Source organism: Gordonia sp. J1A, assembly GCF_055393515.1.
This window is the reverse complement of record NZ_AP041607.1, coordinates 2,256,116-2,271,555: the sequence shown is the minus strand read 5'-3', so window position 1 is coordinate 2,271,555 and position 15,440 is coordinate 2,256,116. Positions and strand designations below refer to the sequence as shown.

General features: G+C 66.3%; 19 protein-coding genes. 14 read left to right on the top strand and 5 right to left on the bottom strand.

Features of this window, described 5'->3' with window-relative positions:
* Positions 1 to 59: 59 nt before the first annotated feature.
* The 5 genes from ACZ5QD_RS10595 to ACZ5QD_RS10575 all read right to left on the bottom strand — a co-directional run bounded on the left by ACZ5QD_RS10595 (position 60) and on the right by ACZ5QD_RS10575 (position 6,219).
* On the bottom strand, positions 60 to 551 hold the full coding sequence (locus tag ACZ5QD_RS10595) for a hotdog fold domain-containing protein (RefSeq protein ID WP_464366725.1): 492 nt from the start codon (positions 549 to 551) through the stop codon (positions 60 to 62).
* An 11-nt stretch (positions 552 to 562) separates the two neighbouring features.
* On the bottom strand, positions 563 to 1,996 hold the full coding sequence (locus ACZ5QD_RS10590) for a wax ester/triacylglycerol synthase domain-containing protein (protein WP_006895656.1): 1,434 nt from the start codon (positions 1,994 to 1,996) through the stop codon (positions 563 to 565).
* Between the two features lie 96 nt (positions 1,997 to 2,092).
* Positions 2,093 to 3,523 (bottom strand): wax ester/triacylglycerol synthase domain-containing protein, encoded by a 1,431-nt coding sequence (locus ACZ5QD_RS10585; protein WP_464366724.1) that lies wholly within the window; start codon positions 3,521 to 3,523, stop codon positions 2,093 to 2,095.
* Positions 3,524 to 3,537: 14 nt separating this feature from the next.
* Complete coding sequence (locus tag ACZ5QD_RS10580) at positions 3,538 to 4,701, bottom strand: lipid II:glycine glycyltransferase FemX (RefSeq protein ID WP_464366723.1); 1,164 nt, start codon at positions 4,699 to 4,701, stop codon at positions 3,538 to 3,540.
* 150 nt (positions 4,702 to 4,851) lie between these two features.
* Positions 4,852 to 6,219, bottom strand: coding sequence for a wax ester/triacylglycerol synthase domain-containing protein (locus ACZ5QD_RS10575; RefSeq protein WP_045536395.1), 1,368 nt, complete (start codon positions 6,217 to 6,219; stop codon positions 4,852 to 4,854).
* Positions 6,220 to 6,671: 452 nt separating this feature from the next.
* On the opposite strand from ACZ5QD_RS10575, the gene rpsJ reads away from it, so the two are divergent.
* The 14 genes from rpsJ (at position 6,672) to ACZ5QD_RS10505 (ending at position 15,308) form a co-directional block, all read left to right on the top strand.
* Positions 6,672 to 6,977 carry a 30S ribosomal protein S10 gene (rpsJ, locus tag ACZ5QD_RS10570; RefSeq protein ID WP_003938093.1) on the top strand — a complete coding sequence of 102 codons (306 nt, stop codon included), beginning with the start codon at positions 6,672 to 6,674 and terminating at the stop codon, positions 6,975 to 6,977.
* A 16-nt stretch (positions 6,978 to 6,993) separates the two neighbouring features.
* Positions 6,994 to 7,650, top strand: coding sequence for a 50S ribosomal protein L3 (gene rplC / locus ACZ5QD_RS10565; protein ID WP_006895652.1), 657 nt, complete (start codon positions 6,994 to 6,996; stop codon positions 7,648 to 7,650).
* Positions 7,647 to 8,306 carry a 50S ribosomal protein L4 gene (rplD, locus tag ACZ5QD_RS10560; protein WP_006895650.1) on the top strand — a complete coding sequence of 220 codons (660 nt, stop codon included), beginning with the start codon at positions 7,647 to 7,649 and terminating at the stop codon, positions 8,304 to 8,306. Before rplC ends, rplD begins: the two co-directional genes overlap by 4 nt.
* 2 nt (positions 8,307 to 8,308) lie before the next feature.
* Positions 8,309 to 8,614, top strand: a complete 306-nt coding sequence (gene rplW, locus ACZ5QD_RS10555) for a 50S ribosomal protein L23 (protein WP_006895649.1) — start codon at positions 8,309 to 8,311, stop codon at positions 8,612 to 8,614.
* 32 nt (positions 8,615 to 8,646) lie between these two features.
* Positions 8,647 to 9,483, top strand: coding sequence for a 50S ribosomal protein L2 (gene rplB / locus ACZ5QD_RS10550; protein ID WP_006895648.1), 837 nt, complete (start codon positions 8,647 to 8,649; stop codon positions 9,481 to 9,483).
* Positions 9,484 to 9,500: 17 nt separating this feature from the next.
* Complete coding sequence (gene rpsS / locus ACZ5QD_RS10545; RefSeq protein ID WP_006895647.1) at positions 9,501 to 9,782, top strand: 30S ribosomal protein S19; 282 nt, start codon at positions 9,501 to 9,503, stop codon at positions 9,780 to 9,782.
* A 2-nt stretch (positions 9,783 to 9,784) separates the two neighbouring features.
* Positions 9,785 to 10,192 carry a 50S ribosomal protein L22 gene (gene rplV, locus ACZ5QD_RS10540; protein WP_006895646.1) on the top strand — a complete coding sequence of 136 codons (408 nt, stop codon included), beginning with the start codon at positions 9,785 to 9,787 and terminating at the stop codon, positions 10,190 to 10,192.
* Positions 10,193 to 10,195: 3 nt separating this feature from the next.
* Complete coding sequence (gene rpsC / locus ACZ5QD_RS10535; protein WP_006895645.1) at positions 10,196 to 11,002, top strand: 30S ribosomal protein S3; 807 nt, start codon at positions 10,196 to 10,198, stop codon at positions 11,000 to 11,002.
* 4 nt (positions 11,003 to 11,006) lie between these two features.
* Positions 11,007 to 11,423, top strand: a complete 417-nt coding sequence (gene rplP / locus ACZ5QD_RS10530; protein WP_006895643.1) for a 50S ribosomal protein L16 — start codon at positions 11,007 to 11,009, stop codon at positions 11,421 to 11,423.
* Positions 11,423 to 11,656 carry a 50S ribosomal protein L29 gene (gene rpmC / locus ACZ5QD_RS10525; protein WP_006895641.1) on the top strand — a complete coding sequence of 78 codons (234 nt, stop codon included), beginning with the start codon at positions 11,423 to 11,425 and terminating at the stop codon, positions 11,654 to 11,656. Before rplP ends, rpmC begins: the two co-directional genes overlap by 1 nt.
* Positions 11,653 to 11,934 (top strand): 30S ribosomal protein S17, encoded by a 282-nt coding sequence (rpsQ, locus tag ACZ5QD_RS10520; RefSeq protein WP_006895639.1) that lies wholly within the window; start codon positions 11,653 to 11,655, stop codon positions 11,932 to 11,934. Before rpmC ends, rpsQ begins: the two co-directional genes overlap by 4 nt.
* Positions 11,935 to 12,142: 208 nt before the next feature.
* Entirely contained in the window at positions 12,143 to 13,633 is a 1,491-nt protein-coding gene (locus tag ACZ5QD_RS10515) for an ATP-binding cassette domain-containing protein (protein ID WP_045536400.1), read from the top strand.
* Positions 13,633 to 14,451 (top strand): ABC transporter permease, encoded by an 819-nt coding sequence (locus tag ACZ5QD_RS10510; RefSeq protein ID WP_006895637.1) that lies wholly within the window; start codon positions 13,633 to 13,635, stop codon positions 14,449 to 14,451. Before ACZ5QD_RS10515 ends, ACZ5QD_RS10510 begins: the two co-directional genes overlap by 1 nt.
* A 47-nt stretch (positions 14,452 to 14,498) precedes the next feature.
* The gene (locus ACZ5QD_RS10505; RefSeq protein ID WP_039867095.1) at positions 14,499 to 15,308 is read left to right on the top strand and encodes an ABC transporter permease; all 810 of its coding nucleotides are present in this window, start codon (positions 14,499 to 14,501) and stop codon (positions 15,306 to 15,308) included.
* Positions 15,309 to 15,440 lie beyond the last annotated feature (132 nt).

Here is a 15,440-nt window from a genome sequence, read left to right as displayed (position 1 = left end):
AGTCGACTGAGAAACTCATTACAGACCTGCGGAAAGGACCAAGGGCGTGCCTGATTCGGTCACTTCGGCGTCACCCAGGTGGTGATGTCGCAGTGGACCACCTCGGTTCCCGCAGTATCGAGGATCCGGATCGTGACCATCACTTCACGACCCTCGGTGATGGTCGAGAAGTCCACCGGTTCGGCCAACTCCGCGTGGGCGGTCAGTCGCGTGGTGGCCTTGGCGAGGTACTGCGTGCTCATCGCCTTGGGGATCCAGCGGTGCCCCGTCGGCACGGTGGCCTCCATCAACATCCCCATCGCGGTCTCGGCGAGATTGCAGGCCGCGATGGCGTGAGAGGTTCCGAGGTGGTTGTGAACGCCGAACCAGTTGGGCGCCGAGACACGGCAGTATCCGGGTTCCATCTCCTCGACGAGCGGGAGAATGGTGCCGAAGTACGGCACGCGCGCGACCATGCCGAGCGAGAACAGTGCGTTGCCGAGCCGACCACCGGGCAGACGCTTGCGGAGGGCGTACGTCGCACTGTTGGTGTTACCGGGAGTTGCAGTCATGAGTTCCGATGCTATCGGGCAGTCGCGCCGAGCGCGGCGTCGCGCAGTCCCTCATACGAGCTCCGCAACGCGGCTGCATACCGCTCGGGGTCGGGAATCAGATCGCGGTCGCAGAGAGCGGTGATCCCCATCCATTCACCTGCCACATTGTGGGCGTGTGAGAGGCCTGTGCCGTTGAGCGGACCGAAGACGACGCTGCACGCGCGGGAACGGCCGAAGAACTGCGGGTCGAAGGGCAGCCGAAAGCTGGTCATGACGGAGGTGTTGAACGGTTTGCCGTCGGGTTCCGTGCGCCTCGGATACCCGCGAGCGTCTTCCCTCAGTCTGCGCAACGCGCGGGCGACGAACCCCGGCGGCACATATCTCGCGGTGATGTCGTCGGCCGTGGCCTCGATCGGGTGACTCAGCCGCTCGCGTTCCCCGAGCACGGCGTCATGGACCGCTCGAAGCCGTTCGAGCGGGTCGACAACCGTGCTGTGCAGGTCCACCGTCATCATGACGAACCGGTTGTTGCCTTCGGTCGTGTCGTCTGACGCGAGCGAGCCGTCCGCGGTCTTCGGTCGCACGGTCATTGGAACCGAAGCGACCAGAGATCCCGCAGGTGTTGAACCGATCGCGTCGAGGTAGTCGTGCATCGCCCCACCGATCACGGTGAGGGCGATGTCATTGATCGTCGCCGAGCCGGCAGCACTGCGAATGTCGCGTACCTGCTGCCAGGGAAGGTGAGTGGCCACTACTGCCCGGCGCGGTCCGACGGGCCCATCGATCGGCGTAGGCGTCGGTTCCGAAGGAGGCAATGGATAGTCGGCGTCGCCGCGCGCCGACTCCAACTCGGCGAGAGTTCGGCGGTGTTCATCCGCCGCGCTGATGAAGTCGCCGACCGAGCGGCGGATCCGGCGGAGTATCGCGTGGCCGCGGTCGCCGGGGACGGAGATCGGGGCGAACGGTCCATTCGCGCCGGGGAGTTCGGAGCCGAACAGCGCGGCGTAGATGGTCTGCATCTCGATTCCGTCGGCCGCGGCGTGGTGCACGCGCAGCGTGATCGCGACGCCCGATCGCCTGACCGGGCCGAACCCGTCTGGGCAGGGAATGACGTGGACCTCCCACAGCGGTCGCGTCAGGTCCATCGGGGTCTCGGCCAATTCCCCGAGCAACCCGAGCACGCCGCTTTCAGAGACGGCAGGGTGAAGGAACACGTGGTGCTCGAATCGGAAGTCGTCGTCTTCGATCCACACGGGATAGTCGAGGTCGAGAAATGACCGCTTGAGACATCTGCGGAAGATCATCCCGGTGGTTCGAGCGCGGAACCAGTCCGTCACGGCCTCGGCGGGCAATTCCGTGGCAGGGTCGTCGACGACGAAGAATTGGGTGGCGACGTTCATTTGGCGCGACCGCGGTCCGTCCGTGTATACGAACAGGGCGTCTTTGGGTTGCAGACGTGCCATCGAGGACTCTTCCGATCGTGACGGTGGGGAGTCTGCGGACGTGGGCCCGGGGCGGAGAGCAGGCACGGCCGGTGGACTTGGGGCGATCGCCCGATGTTATCCGGCAGTGGTGCCGAGGGTGGCGTTCCGGAGATCTGCGTATGCCGCATCGAGCGCTGACGCGTACTCGGACGGGTCCGGTACGAGATCGGTATCGCACAGTGCTGTCACACCGCACCAGTCGTCGCCGGCACCGTGTGCGTGGGAGATGCCAGTGCCGTTGAGTGGCCCGAATCCCAGCCCGCAGACCTGGCGGCAGTCCAGGAGGCGGAGTTCGAACGGCAGCCGGTAAGCAGTCATCACCGACGTATTGAAAGGTCGGTCGTCGGGCTCGTCACGCCGTGGATAGCCGCGGGAGTCTTCTGTTCGTCGTCGCAGTGCCCGGATCAGGAAGCCGGGCGGTACGTAACTGACGGTCGCATCCGCGGATGCCTCGGCCCGGTGGCTGAGCCTGAGGCGCTCGCCCAGCACTGCGTCGTGGACCGCTCGCAGCCGGGCGATCGGGTCCGGTTGGGTGCTGTGGAGGTCGACCGTCATCATGACGAACCGGTTGTTGCCCTCACCATCGTCGTCGGTCACGGTGCCGTCGGCCTCCCGTGGCCGTACCGTCATGGGAACCGACGCCACCAGTGAGCCTTCCGGCGGGCTCCCGACAGCGCAGAGGTAGTCGTGCATCGCCCGGCCGATCACGGTGAGAACAAGGTCGTTGACGGTGGCCTCGCCGGCACTGCGGCGGATCTGTCGGATCTCCGTCCACGGCCAGTAGACGACGGCCACGCCACGCTTGGGGCCGACCGGACCGTCGATCGGGGTGACGGTCCGGTCTGTCGGCGGCACCGGGTAGTTTTCGGCGGCGCGCACCGTTGTTCTCTCATCGAGCGCGGCGCGATAGTCGCGAACGGCCCGACGGAAGTCAGTGATCGATCGAACCACCTGCGTGAGCGCTCCCGCCGCGGTGTGGCAGTCGGACCCCGGTAACAGCTCCCGTTCGGAGTTTCCGGCCGACGATTCCTGCCCGAAGAGACTGGCGAGGATCGCCTGGACGGCGATCCCGTCCGCAGCGGCGTGGTGGATGCGGACGGCCACGGCGAAGCCCTGGTCCGCTATCGGGCCGAATCCGTCGGGGCACCGGCTGACATGGATCTCCCACAGTGGACGGGACAAATCCATAGCGGATTCGGCCAGTTCTCCGAGGAACTCGAGGAAGCCGTCCGAGGTCATCGGGTCGTGCATGAACAAATGGCGATCGAGACGGAAGTCGTCGTCGTGCACCCAGACGGGGTACTCGAGGTCGAGCATCGACCGTCGGAGCCTGCGACGAAAGAGTGGCCCGCGCGTGCGTGCGGCGAACCACTCGTGCACGGCGGACTCCAGCGGCAGGTCGTGATCAGCGGCGCTCACGAAGAAACCACAGCACACGGTGATCTGACGAGATCGCGGTCCGTCGGTGTAGACGAACATCGCGTCCTTGGGCTGTAGGCGTTCCATCGTGGGACCTCGGTTCAGTGGCGCAGCAGTGCGCGGACGGAGTTCGCCGGAGCCCACCGAAACCAGTCCAGGTCGGGGTTGGCGATGACAGGACGGCGGCGCAATGCCGCTATGCCAGGCGACCGGGCCATCGTCATGAGGACGTGGTCGGCGGTGTCGAGCAGCACGGTGCGGAGCCTGCTGACGGGACGTTGGTAGCAGCCGACGTAGTCGACGACGTTCTTGCTGAAGCTGAGCTTGAATTGACCCACCCCGTGGAGTGGGTGCTCGGGTGTGTCGAGATGAGCGCGAGAGGGCGACCCGTACAAGTCGTGCTCGGTGCAGCCGTTCTCGCGCGCCCACCTCATGATCTCCCATTGGACGGCGTGCCCGGCGCCGGTGGTCCCGAGGCCGCTCGAGGAACTGTCGTCCGATGCACTGCGCACGGAGGCGCCGGTCAGGTAGAGGGCGCGATGACCGAATCTGAGTGCGAAAGCCGTGGCGACCACCTCTCCTCGCCGGCGGGCGAAGAACAACTGACCGGCGCCGGACTTCTGCAGGTGCTGGTACGTCGTCGTCGCAGTGTGGAGATCGGGTATCCCGAATCGTCCGTTCGCGGTGGATCGGAGGAGATCGAAATTGATTCGGCAGTTCGCATCGGTCGCCTCGACCCGCTCCACCACCACATCCTCACGGGTCGCACGCTTGATCCATCGCCGGGCCCGCGTGCTGAATCTGGCCAGGACATCCTCGTCCGTGCCACTCAGATCGACCAGGATGGTGTGCTCGATGGTCCAGGTCATCGTCCGACTCAGACCGTGTGCGATCAGGGTAGCCTCAGCCTGCTCGGAGGCGGGAATATACGGATCGACGCGAATCGTCATCACGCCGAGTTCAGCAGCCAGCGGGGTGAGTGAATCGACGACGAGAACGAGGTCCTCGACCGAGGTGACACCCGGACCGGGGATCTGCCAGTAGTCGCCGAGCGTCGGGACAGTCGCGACCACAGCCAACACAGCCAGGTCGCCGACCATCAGATATTCGACGTGATGCCCTGCGAGCTGCTGGGTGTGTGCGAACGCGCGAGACCGGAAGACCGAACCTCCATCGGGGTTGGCGCGGATCAGGTCGTCCCATCGCTCGATCTCGCCGGCTGTCGCCTGTCTGGCCTCGCCGAGGGCGAACGTCGCGTTCTTCACATCTGTATCCGACTTACACATCCCGCGCTTCTCGGTGCTGCTCCTCTTTCTGAAAACGCATGAGAATGCAGCCTATCGCCGCCCTGGGTACGCGGTCAGTCGCACGTTCGGCCCAATTCCGTCCGCGGAGACGGGGCGGGCGCCCGGAGTTCAGTGGATGGTGTTCACGCAGGCGTCGGTGAGAACGGCAGCGTGATGACGGAGCTTGCCGAGGTAGTCGTCCAAGTCGCGCAACGCGCTGAGGTCTGCCGTCACGTTGATCGTCAGCCGGTCGCCGAGCGAGGTGACCACATGCTGCAACGTCATCCGATCGCCGATGTTGAGCCACATCAACTGGTCGATCACCGGATCACCGAGGAAGGTGGCGTCGACGAGATCGCTGCGGACGTTGGAGATCAGCGTGGCGGCGGTGCTCGCGGCCGGGGAATCGACGCCTGCTTCGGCGACGCCGGATCGCTGAGCCCGTTTCCTGGACAGACCGAGGACAGTCGGTGCGAGCCGAGTCTGCAAGGCGCGGAAGGCGATCGCATCCTCACTGCGGACCCGCGCCTTGGCAGCCGCGGTCGAGGCGTGTACTCGCCGGAGCCGCTCGATCGGGTCGGATTCGTCGCCGTGCAGTTCCACGATCTCCTCGGAGAACGAGTTGGCGTCAGCGGTCAGATCGTCGGCCTGGAAGGGCGACGCGGCGTACAGCGGCACCGCCGGCTCGCCGCCGTCGAGCTCCGTCAAGGTCTCGAACAGCGCCCGGCCGATGATCGCGGTGACCGCATCGTTGACGGTGGCTCCCGGAACAACGTCGCGGACCGCGCGGACCTCGCGCAGACTCAACGGCACCGAACCGATGTGAATCGGTCCGCGCAGGGCGTGGTTGAAGCGCGTTCCCCGGGGGAGTTCGACCGACTTCAGGTTGGCCGCGTGCCGTGACAGACCCGGCAGCGCCGCGAGATGACGCACCAGTGCGGCCGGGATCGACAGCGCCGATCTCAGGTTCCCGGGCGGCCGGTGGCCGGGGACGGGTGGAGCGGGCACCGGCTCGTCGCGCAGCGCGCGGCGCATGACCGCGGCGATCTTGGTTCCGTCGCCGGCCGCGTGATGGGTGCGCAGCACCACCAACGTGACCGGTTCGGGGTAGTCGAGATCCATGCCGGTCACGCCGGTGATCACCGTCAGATCCCACGGCGGCCGCGACAGATCGACCGGCGTCGAGACCAGTTCCGCCACGATCCGCTCCGCGCCCGCCGGCTCGCCGCCGTCGACGACCCGGATGTGCGCGGCGACGTCGACAGACGGATCCGTGACCCAGTGCGGCAGGCCGGCGTGGCCCCATGAGTGCCGCAGCGTGCGGGTGAACATCGGCCAGCAGTCGAGTCGTTCCCTCATCCAGGCGGCGACTCGGGAGACGTCGAGTGACTCCCCGGTGGTGGCGACGACGTCGCAGTGGATGACGGACGTGACGGCGGGGGTCAGAGCGACGGTGTCGCGGACGCTCAGCGGGACAGCATCATGAATGTCGGTCATACAGACGACAGTAGTGTCGTCTGTTCAGACTATCTCGCGAAGTGCGGGACGTCAGTCGCGAGTCACCCACGGAATCGGGCGCGTCGGCGGATTTGAGCTCATCGGCGGGGTGGTGCATACTATTCAGGTTGCCTCGCGTAGGGGCGAACAAACTTCCAGGACCGCAAAGCGCGGATCCGGGCGTGTAACGCGGGACCCACAGTGTGGGCTCGGATGAATTCTCATCCGGGGAACCGGACCGACACGCCCGACCGCGGGTGCCGGAGGCGAAGCCGACGAGAGTCGGCAGCCGGACGAGAGTTCGGCACCGTACAACGACAGTAGAACAGCGTCGATCCGCCAAATGTCAAGGCGTGGTCATGTGGCATCAGTTGCCGCCCGTGAGTGATCTCGGGTGTGGAGTCACGCGGTGTTGTGCTGTCGAGAGATGAACAGACGGAAGAGGACACAGCGTGGCGGGACAGAAGATCCGCATCAGGCTCAAGGCCTACGACCACGAGGCGATCGACGCTTCTGCGCGCAAGATCGTGGAGACCGTGACCCGCACGGGTGCGCGCGTGGTCGGCCCGGTGCCGTTGCCCACCGAAAAGAACGTGTACTGCGTCATCCGTTCGCCGCATAAGTACAAGGACAGCCGCGAACACTTCGAGATGCGCACGCACAAGCGACTCATCGACATCCTCGACCCGACGCCGAAGACGGTCGACGCGCTGATGCGCATCGATCTCCCGGCGAGTGTCGACGTCAACATTCAGTGACGGGGGATTGGATCAAATGAGCAATCAGAATGCAACCAAGGGCATCCTGGGCACCAAGCTCGGCATGACCCAGGTTTTCGACGAGAACAACCGGGTCGTCCCGGTGACCGTCATCGCGACCGGCTCCAACGTCGTCACCCAGCTGCGCACCGCAGACCGTGACGGCTACACCGCCGTTCAGCTCGCGTACGGCGCCGTCGACCCCCGCAAGGTGAGCAAGCCGGTCGCCGGCCAGTTCGCCAAGGCCGGCGTCACCCCGCGCCGCCACCTCACCGAGATCCGTGTCAACGACATCTCGGAGTTCGAGGTCGGCCAGGAGCTGGGTGCCGACATCTTCGCCGAAGGCGTGAAGGTGGACGTAACCGGTACTTCCAAGGGCAAGGGCTTCGCCGGTGTCATGAAGCGTCACGGCTTCGCCGGTCTGGGTGCCAGCCACGGTGCGCACCGCGTGCACCGTTCGCCGGGCTCCATCGGTGGCTGCGCCACGCCGGGTCGTGTCTTCAAGGGCACCCGCATGGCAGGCCGCATGGGCTCCGACAAGGTGACCACGCAGAACCTGACCGTCCACAAGGTGGACGCCGAAGCCGGTCTGCTGTTGATCAAGGGCGCGATCCCCGGCCGCAAGGGCGGCATCGTGGTGGTCCGCGACGCAGTGAAGGGTGGCGCCAAGTGAGCACCGAAACCGCAACCAAGCTGACGCTCGACGTCCGCAACGCCGACGGCACCACCAATGGCACCGTCGACCTGCCGGCCGAGCTCTTCGACCAGACCGCGAACATCGCGCTCATGCACCAGGTGGTCGTGGCCCAGCAGGCCGCCGCCCGCCAGGGCACGCATTCGACCAAGACGCGTGGCGAGGTCTCCGGCGGCGGCGCCAAGCCGTACCGCCAGAAGGGCACCGGCCGCGCTCGTCAGGGCTCGATCCGCGCTCCGCAGTTCACCGGCGGCGGCACCGTTCACGGTCCGCAGCCGCGTGACTACACGCAGAAGGTCAACAAGAAGGTCAAGGCCGCTGCGCTGCGCGGCGCCCTGTCGGACCGTGCTCGCAACGAGCGCATCCACGTGGTGACCGAGCTCGTCGCCGGCCAGACCCCGTCGACCAAGGCTGCTCGCGAGTTCCTGGCGAAGCTGAGCGAGCGTCGCAAGTTCCTGGTGGTGCTGTCCCGTGAGGACGTCACCGCGTGGAAGAGCGTCGCCAACCTGGGCAACGTCCTGCCGATCGCGCCGGATCAGCTCAACACCTACGACGTCCTCGACTCGGATGAGGTCGTGTTCAGCGTTGAGACCCTGAACGCCTTCATCGAGCAGAACCAGAAGAAGGAGGCCTAGGAATGGCTACGCAGGCAGACCCGCGTGACATCATCCTGGCGCCGGTGATCTCGGAGAAGGCTTACGGGCTGATCGAAGACAACGTGTACACGTTCCTGGTGCACCCGGATTCGAACAAGACTCAGATCAAGATCGCCATCGAGCAGATCTTCGATGTGAAGGTCTCCAGCGTCAACACCGCCAATCGTCAGGGCAAGCGCAAGCGCACCCGTTACGGCTACGGCAAGCGCAAGAACACCAAGCGCGCCATCGTGACGCTGTCCGCTGACAGCAAGCCCATCGAGATCTTCGGGGGAGCGGTCTCCTGACCGCCCGCGAAGAAGAGTAGGGACTAAGACTCATGGCAATTCGTAAGTACAAGCCGACGACGCCGGGCCGTCGCGGATCGAGCGGTGCCGACTTCTCCGAGGTCACCCGTTCGCATCCGGAGAAGTCGCTGGTTCGTCCGCTGCACAGCACCGGCGGCCGCAACGCTCACGGCCGGATCACCACCCGCCACAAGGGTGGCGGCCACAAGCGCGCCTACCGTCTGATCGACTTCCGTCGTAACGACAAGGACGGCATCAACGCCAAGGTCGCGCACATCGAGTACGACCCCAACCGCACCGCGCGCATCGCGCTGCTGCACTACGTGGACGGTGAGAAGCGCTACATCCTGGCGCCGAAGAACCTGAAGCAGGGCGACGTCGTCGAATCCGGCCCCAACGCCGACATCAAGCCGGGCAACAACCTGCCGCTGCGCAACATCCCGACCGGTACCCAGATCCACAACGTGGAGCTGCGTCCGGGCGGCGGCGCCAAGATGGCTCGTTCGGCCGGCGCCTCGATCCAGCTGCTGGGCAAGGAGGGTCCGTACGCGACCCTGCGCATGCCCTCCGGTGAGATCCGCCGCGTCGACGTGCGCTGCCGCGCCACCGTCGGCGAGGTCGGCAACGCCGAGCAGAGCAACATCAACTGGGGCAAGGCCGGCCGTATGCGCTGGAAGGGCAAGCGCCCGACCGTCCGCGGTGTCGTCATGAACCCGGTCGACCACCCGCACGGCGGTGGTGAGGGCAAGACCTCGGGCGGTCGCCACCCGGTGAGCCCGTGGGGACAGCCTGAGGGCCGCACCCGCAAGAACAAGGCCAGCGACAAGATGATCGTCCGTCGCCGTCGTACCGGCAAGAACAAGCGATAACTAGGAGGAGGTAAAAAATGCCACGCAGCCTGAAGAAGGGCCCGTTCGTCGACGACCACCTCCTGAAGAAGGTGGATGCACAGAACGAGAAGGGCACCAAGCAGGTCATCAAGACCTGGTCGCGCCGCTCGACCATCATCCCCGACTTCATCGGTCACACCTTTGCGGTCCACGACGGTCGCAAGCATGTGCCCGTGTTCGTGTCCGACTCGATGGTGGGTCACAAGCTGGGCGAGTTCGCTCCCACCCGTACCTTCAAGGGTCACATCAAGGATGACCGGAAAGCGAAGCGCCGGTAACCATGACTACTGAGACTGAAAACGCAGTGCAGAGTGCACGGGCGACCGCGAAGTTCGTTCGCGTGACCCCGATGAAGGCACGCCGCGTCATCGACCTGGTTCGCGGAAAGAACGTGGACGAGGCTCTCGACATCCTGCGGTTCGCGCCGCAGGCGGCCAGTGAGCCGGTCTACAAGGTGCTCGCCAGCGCGGTCGCGAACGCTGAGAACAACGTGGGCCTGGACCGCCGGACGCTCGTCGTCTCGGAGGCCTTCGCCGATGAGGGCCCGACCCTGAAGCGGTTCCAGCCGCGTGCACAGGGCCGCGCCTTCCGCATCCGCAAGCGCACCAGCCACATCACCGTGGTCGTCGCCGCTGCGGAGAACGGCGGACGTGCTCGTTCGCGCCAGCAGAAGAAGAAGGGAGCCTAAACAGTGGGCCAGAAGATCAACCCGCACGGCTTCCGGCTGGGCATCACCACGGACTGGAACTCACGTTGGTACGCCGACAAGCAGTACGCGGAGTACGTCAAGGAAGACGTCGCGATCCGCAAGCTGCTGAGCACCGGCCTCGAGCGCGCCGGCATCTCCAAGGTGGAGATCGAGCGCACCCGTGACCGCGTCCGCGTCGACATCCACACCGCTCGTCCGGGCATCGTCATCGGCCGCCGCGGCGCCGAGGCCGATCGCATCCGCGGCGACCTGGAGAAGCTGACCGGCAAGCAGGTGCAGCTGAACATCCTCGAGGTCAAGAACCCCGAGGCCGACGCACAGCTCGTCGCGCAGGGCGTCGCCGAGCAGCTCAGCAACCGTGTGGCGTTCCGCCGCGCGATGCGCAAGGCCATCCAGTCGGCCATGCGTCAGCCGGGCGTCAAGGGCATCCGAGTCCAGTGCTCGGGTCGTCTGGGCGGTGCCGAGATGAGCCGCAAGGAGTTCTACCGCGAGGGACGCGTGCCGCTGCACACGCTGCGCGCCGACATCGACTACGGGCTCTACGAGGCACGTACCACCTTCGGCCGCATCGGCGTGAAGGTGTGGATCTACAAGGGCGATATCGTCGGCGGCCGTCGTGAGCTGGCCGCAGCCGCGCCCGCCGAGGATCGTCGCGGACCGCGTCGTCCGAGCCGTCCGCGCCGCGACGCGCGTGGTGGCCAGGGCGGTCGCAGCAGCGACGCTGCGCAGGCTCCGGCCGCCGACGCCACCGCGTCCGCTCCGGCGTCTGCAGAGAACCAGGAGGGCTGAGGCCATGTTGATCCCTCGCAGGGTCAAGCACCGCAAGCAGCACCACCCCAGCCTGAAGGGCCGGGCCAAGGGCGGAACCAAGGTCACCTTCGGTGACTACGGCATCCAGGCTCTGGAAGGTGCGTACATCACCAACCGTCAGATCGAGTCTGCTCGTATCGCGATCAACCGCCACATCAAGCGTGGCGGCAAGGTCTGGATCAACATCTTCCCGGACCGCCCGATCACGAAGAAGCCCGCCGAGACCCGCATGGGTTCCGGTAAGGGCTCGCCCGAGTGGTGGGTGGCCCCGGTGAAGCCGGGCCGCGTGCTGTTCGAGATGAGCTACCCCAATGAGGAGACCGCTCGCGAGGCACTGCGCCGCGCACAGCACAAGCTCCCCATGAAGACCCGAATCGTGACCCGAGAGGAGCAGTTCTGATGGCACTCGGAGTCGCTGCTTCTGAGCTCCGTGAGCTCAGCGATACCGACCTGGTCGCGCGCCTGAAGGAGTCGAAGGAAGAGCTTTTCAACCTTCGCTTCCAGATGGCCACCGGTCAGCTCGACAACAACCGTCGTCTGCGCACCGTGCGCCGCGAGATCGCGCGTGTCTACACCGTGATGCGTGAGCGCGAGCTGGGCCTCGCGTCCGGACCGGAGGGTGAAGACGCATGAGTGAGGACCAGAAGGTGAACACCGAAGATCGCGCCAGCCGCAAGGAGCGGATCGGCTACGTCGTCAGTGACAAGATGACCAAGACCATCACGGTCGAGCTGGAGGATCGTACACGCCACGCGCTGTACGGCAAGATCATCCGCACGACCAGCAAGGTCAAGGCGCACGACGAGGAGCAGATCGCCGGCGTCGGCGACCGCGTCCGGATCATGGAGACCCGACCGCTGTCGGCGACCAAGCGCTGGCGTCTGGTCGAGGTGCTCGAGAAGGCCAAGTAGGCCCGATCCGCGCTTCGCGTACGACGAACATACGACCGCCCGTCCCGGGATTCCGGGGCGGGCGGTCGTCGTCGGAGTGGATGATCGTTCGCGTCGATCTGGCGGCGCCGGCCGATACCGTGGTGCACTGTCGATATACTGCGCCGGGTACCGCTTAGCGGCACCGGGCATCGACAGCCGATTGCCGCAACCGACTAGTTAGGACACCATGCCGGACGCTGGCCACAGGCGTGACGACGAATCGAATGCTCTTCGAAGCGGCGCGGAGCCACTGACGTCTGGCTCGGATGAGCTGTCCGACGTGCCCGGATGGGGATCCGACGAAGACGATCCCGTCGCCGAACAGTTGCGGGCATGGCGCTCCGAACTCGGTACGGGGACGGCCGGACCCGCGCCGTCGGCTGAGCGGGCGACTCCGACCCCGGTCCCGCGCGACGAGCCGCAGGAGACGGTGCACGAGGCGCGTCACTCCACGCCGAAGGAGGAGTGGACGCAGAATCCGATGACGGCGCCGTGGCTGCTCAACGGACTCGGCTTCCGCAAGGAGGAGCCGGAACTGGTGGAGCAGCGGCCGCGCCGCGCGCCGCGGATGCCCGAGGGCCGCAGCGCCGCGTGGGACGTCATCTCCGCGCAACAGCCGGTGGTGAAGCCGGCCGAACCGGAGATCAGCCCGGAGGAGGCTGCGCTCTCCGCTGCCCGTACGGTCTCGTTTCCGGCGCTCGACATGGTGCCCATCGGGGAGAAGGCCGGTCCGGTCGAATACGCGATCGAGGTCGATGGCCTGCGCAAGGTCTTCAACGACATGGTCGCCGTCGACGATGTGAGCTTCAAAGTGCCCAAGGGCAAGATCGTGGCACTGCTCGGACCCAACGGCGCCGGGAAGACGACCACGGTGAGCATGCTGTGCACCCTGCTGCGACCCACCTCGGGTACGGCGACCGTCAACGGATACGACGTCCTCAAGGACGCGGCGCAGGTCCGGCGGTCGATCATGCTCACCGGGCAGTTCGCCGCGCTGGACGAGTCGCTGACCGGGCGTGAGAACCTCGTGCTGTTCGGCCGGCTGATGGGACTGCGGAAGCCCGCGGCTCGGGCCCGTGCCGACGAGCTGCTGGAGTTCTTCTCTCTCGTCGCGGCGGCCGACAAACGGGTGGGCCAGTACTCCGGTGGCATGCGGCGGCGCATCGACATCGCCTGCGGGCTCGTCACCGAACCGAAGGTGGTGTTCCTCGACGAACCGACCACGGGCCTGGATCCGCGCAGTCGGCAGGACGTGTGGGAACTGGTGGAACAGCTGCGCGATTCCGGCGTCACCATCTTGCTGACCACCCAGTATCTCGAGGAAGCCGACATGCTGTCGGACAACATCGTGGTCATCGACAAGGGCCGGGTGATCGCCGAAGGCACCTCGGACGAGCTCAAAGCAGCGACCGGTGCGGCCTACTGTGAGGTGACACCCGCGCACCCGGCGTACCTGCCGCGGCTGCGGGCCCGCCTGGCCGATCTGCTCGGCGCCAACGCCAAGGACGACGGAGAGACGATCTCCGTCCCTGCGCCCGACGGTCCGGACACGCTCGCCGAGGTGATCCGGCGGACCGAGGCGGCACGGATCCCGCTGGCCGACATCGCCTTGCGCCGGCCTTCGCTGGACGAGGTGTTCCTGGCGCTGACTGATCCGAACAAGGACCGGGGCGCCTGATGGCCCACGAGGCGACCGTCGCTCCGCGGTTGTTCGGTCCGGACGGCGCGACCGCGCAGATCAGTCCGGTCCAGCAGTGGTGGACGCTGACCGGACGCGGACTGCGCAAGGTGGTCCGCAACGGCGAGATCGTGCTCGCCTTCCTCTCGCCGGCGCTGCTGGCGCTGTGCTTCTATCTCCCGCTGCGCAAGATCATGAATGCGCAGATGGACATGAACTATGCGCAGTACCTGATGCCGATCATCTTTCTGCAGTCGCTGGAGTTCACTGCCTCGTCGGCGGCGATGCGCTCGTCCTTCGACGGCTCGGAGGGCGTCAACACCCGCTTCCGCGCGATGCCGATGCGACCCGCGGTGCCACTGCTGGCGCGCACGGCCACCAATGCCGTGCTTCTCACGGTCTCGCTCGTGTGCGCCACCGTCGCGACCCTCATCATGGGGTGGCGGCCCGGCGGGGGAGTCACCGGAACTCTCGCGCTCTACGGAATCGGGGCGTTGATCGGTCTGCTGCTGGCGACGGTGGCCGACGGCATCGGCCTGATCGCGGGCAGCCCGCAGGCCACCAGCCAGACGATGGGTCTGCCGACGCTGATCCTGGGCATGCTGTCGACGGGATTCGTTCCGGAGGAGCGGTTCCCGGAGTGGATCCGGCCGTTCGCTCGAAACCAGCCGATCTCCCAGTTCGCGGGAGTGATGCGTTCGGCCGACGACGGCACGCTGACGTGGCACCAGTTGTTCCCGTCGGTGTGCTGGATGATCGGGCTCGCGGTGGTCGCGGCCATCCTCCTCGGGATCTACATGCGGAGGAACGCGCGATGACCGATCAGTCGAGCACGGCGCCGGACGCCGGGGAGACACAGGAAGCGATGGAGTTCCCGCCGGTGCAGTCGCCCGCGGAGACATCGCTGCGCGCCTGGATCACGCAGTCGGCGATCCTGACCGGCAGGCAGGTGATGGTGCTGGCGCGAGACATTCCGACACTCACCCAGATCCTGCTGTTCCCCGCGCTGAGCATGATCATGTTCAAGGTGGTGCTGGGCGACGTGATCGGTCAGGCGACGGGACAGAACAGCGCGTACGGCACCGTGCCGCTGGTGGTCCTGGTGGCGGCGATGTTCGGTTCGGTGGCGTCGGCCACCCGGCTCAACGTGGAGCGGCGCAGCGGGTTGCTGAGCCGGTTGTACGTGATGCCGATCAACCGATCGGCGGATCTCGCATCGCGGGTGGCCGCCGATTCGGTGCGAGTCCTGATCACTTCGGCGATCCTGCTCGCGGCGGGCCATCTCATCGGATTCCGGTTCACGCAGGGTGTGGGACCGGCCGTGGGACTGTTCGTGGTCGCGATGGCCTACGGCGCCGCGTACGGGATGCTCGCGCTCGCCTTGGCGGTGAACGCCGCCCCCGGTGCGCCGCTGGTGCCCTATCTCGGACTGTTGTCGAGCCTGCTGATGTTCTTCAATTCCGGATTCTCGCCGGTGGAGGCGTACCCCGATTGGCTTCAGCCGGTGGTGCAGAACCAGCCGATGACGCCTGCGATCGAACTGATGCGTTCGCTCGCCGCGGGCGGGCCGCTGATGGACAACGCGATCAAGGTGGCGTGCTGGGTGATCGGCATCTTCGCGGTCACGATTTATCCCGCTTTGCGCGGGTATCGCAAGGCTGCGGTGGGACACTGAGCGGTGTCGTGAGACGCGAGGCGGCCGACTCCGGCCCGGGGGTGGAATCCAGGCGGTTTCCGTCTACGCCGTAGGCGGGCTTAGAATTGACCACTTTGGGTACGAATATTTACGAGGTGATGCGCTAGTGAC

Bases quoted from the DNA above. Each gene is read 5' to 3' on its own strand.
- ACZ5QD_RS10595 (WP_464366725.1), bottom strand. From the start codon at position 551: ATGACTGCAACTCCCGGTAACACCAACAGTGCGACGTACGCCCTCCGC.
- ACZ5QD_RS10590 (WP_006895656.1), bottom strand. From the start codon at position 1,996: ATGGCACGTCTGCAACCCAAAGACGCCCTGTTCGTATACACGGACGGA.
- ACZ5QD_RS10585 (WP_464366724.1), bottom strand. From the start codon at position 3,523: ATGGAACGCCTACAGCCCAAGGACGCGATGTTCGTCTACACCGACGGA.
- ACZ5QD_RS10575 (WP_045536395.1), bottom strand. From the start codon at position 6,219: ATGACCGACATTCATGATGCTGTCCCGCTGAGCGTCCGCGACACCGTC.
- rplC (WP_006895652.1), top strand. From the start codon at position 6,994: ATGAGCAATCAGAATGCAACCAAGGGCATCCTGGGCACCAAGCTCGGC.
- rplW (WP_006895649.1), top strand. From the start codon at position 8,309: ATGGCTACGCAGGCAGACCCGCGTGACATCATCCTGGCGCCGGTGATC.
- rplB (WP_006895648.1), top strand. From the start codon at position 8,647: ATGGCAATTCGTAAGTACAAGCCGACGACGCCGGGCCGTCGCGGATCG.
- rpsS (WP_006895647.1), top strand. From the start codon at position 9,501: ATGCCACGCAGCCTGAAGAAGGGCCCGTTCGTCGACGACCACCTCCTG.
- rplV (WP_006895646.1), top strand. From the start codon at position 9,785: ATGACTACTGAGACTGAAAACGCAGTGCAGAGTGCACGGGCGACCGCG.
- rplP (WP_006895643.1), top strand. From the start codon at position 11,007: ATGTTGATCCCTCGCAGGGTCAAGCACCGCAAGCAGCACCACCCCAGC.
- rpmC (WP_006895641.1), top strand. From the start codon at position 11,423: ATGGCACTCGGAGTCGCTGCTTCTGAGCTCCGTGAGCTCAGCGATACC.
- rpsQ (WP_006895639.1), top strand. From the start codon at position 11,653: ATGAGTGAGGACCAGAAGGTGAACACCGAAGATCGCGCCAGCCGCAAG.
- ACZ5QD_RS10515 (WP_045536400.1), top strand. From the start codon at position 12,143: ATGCCGGACGCTGGCCACAGGCGTGACGACGAATCGAATGCTCTTCGA.
- ACZ5QD_RS10510 (WP_006895637.1), top strand. From the start codon at position 13,633: ATGGCCCACGAGGCGACCGTCGCTCCGCGGTTGTTCGGTCCGGACGGC.
- ACZ5QD_RS10505 (WP_039867095.1), top strand. From the start codon at position 14,499: ATGGAGTTCCCGCCGGTGCAGTCGCCCGCGGAGACATCGCTGCGCGCC.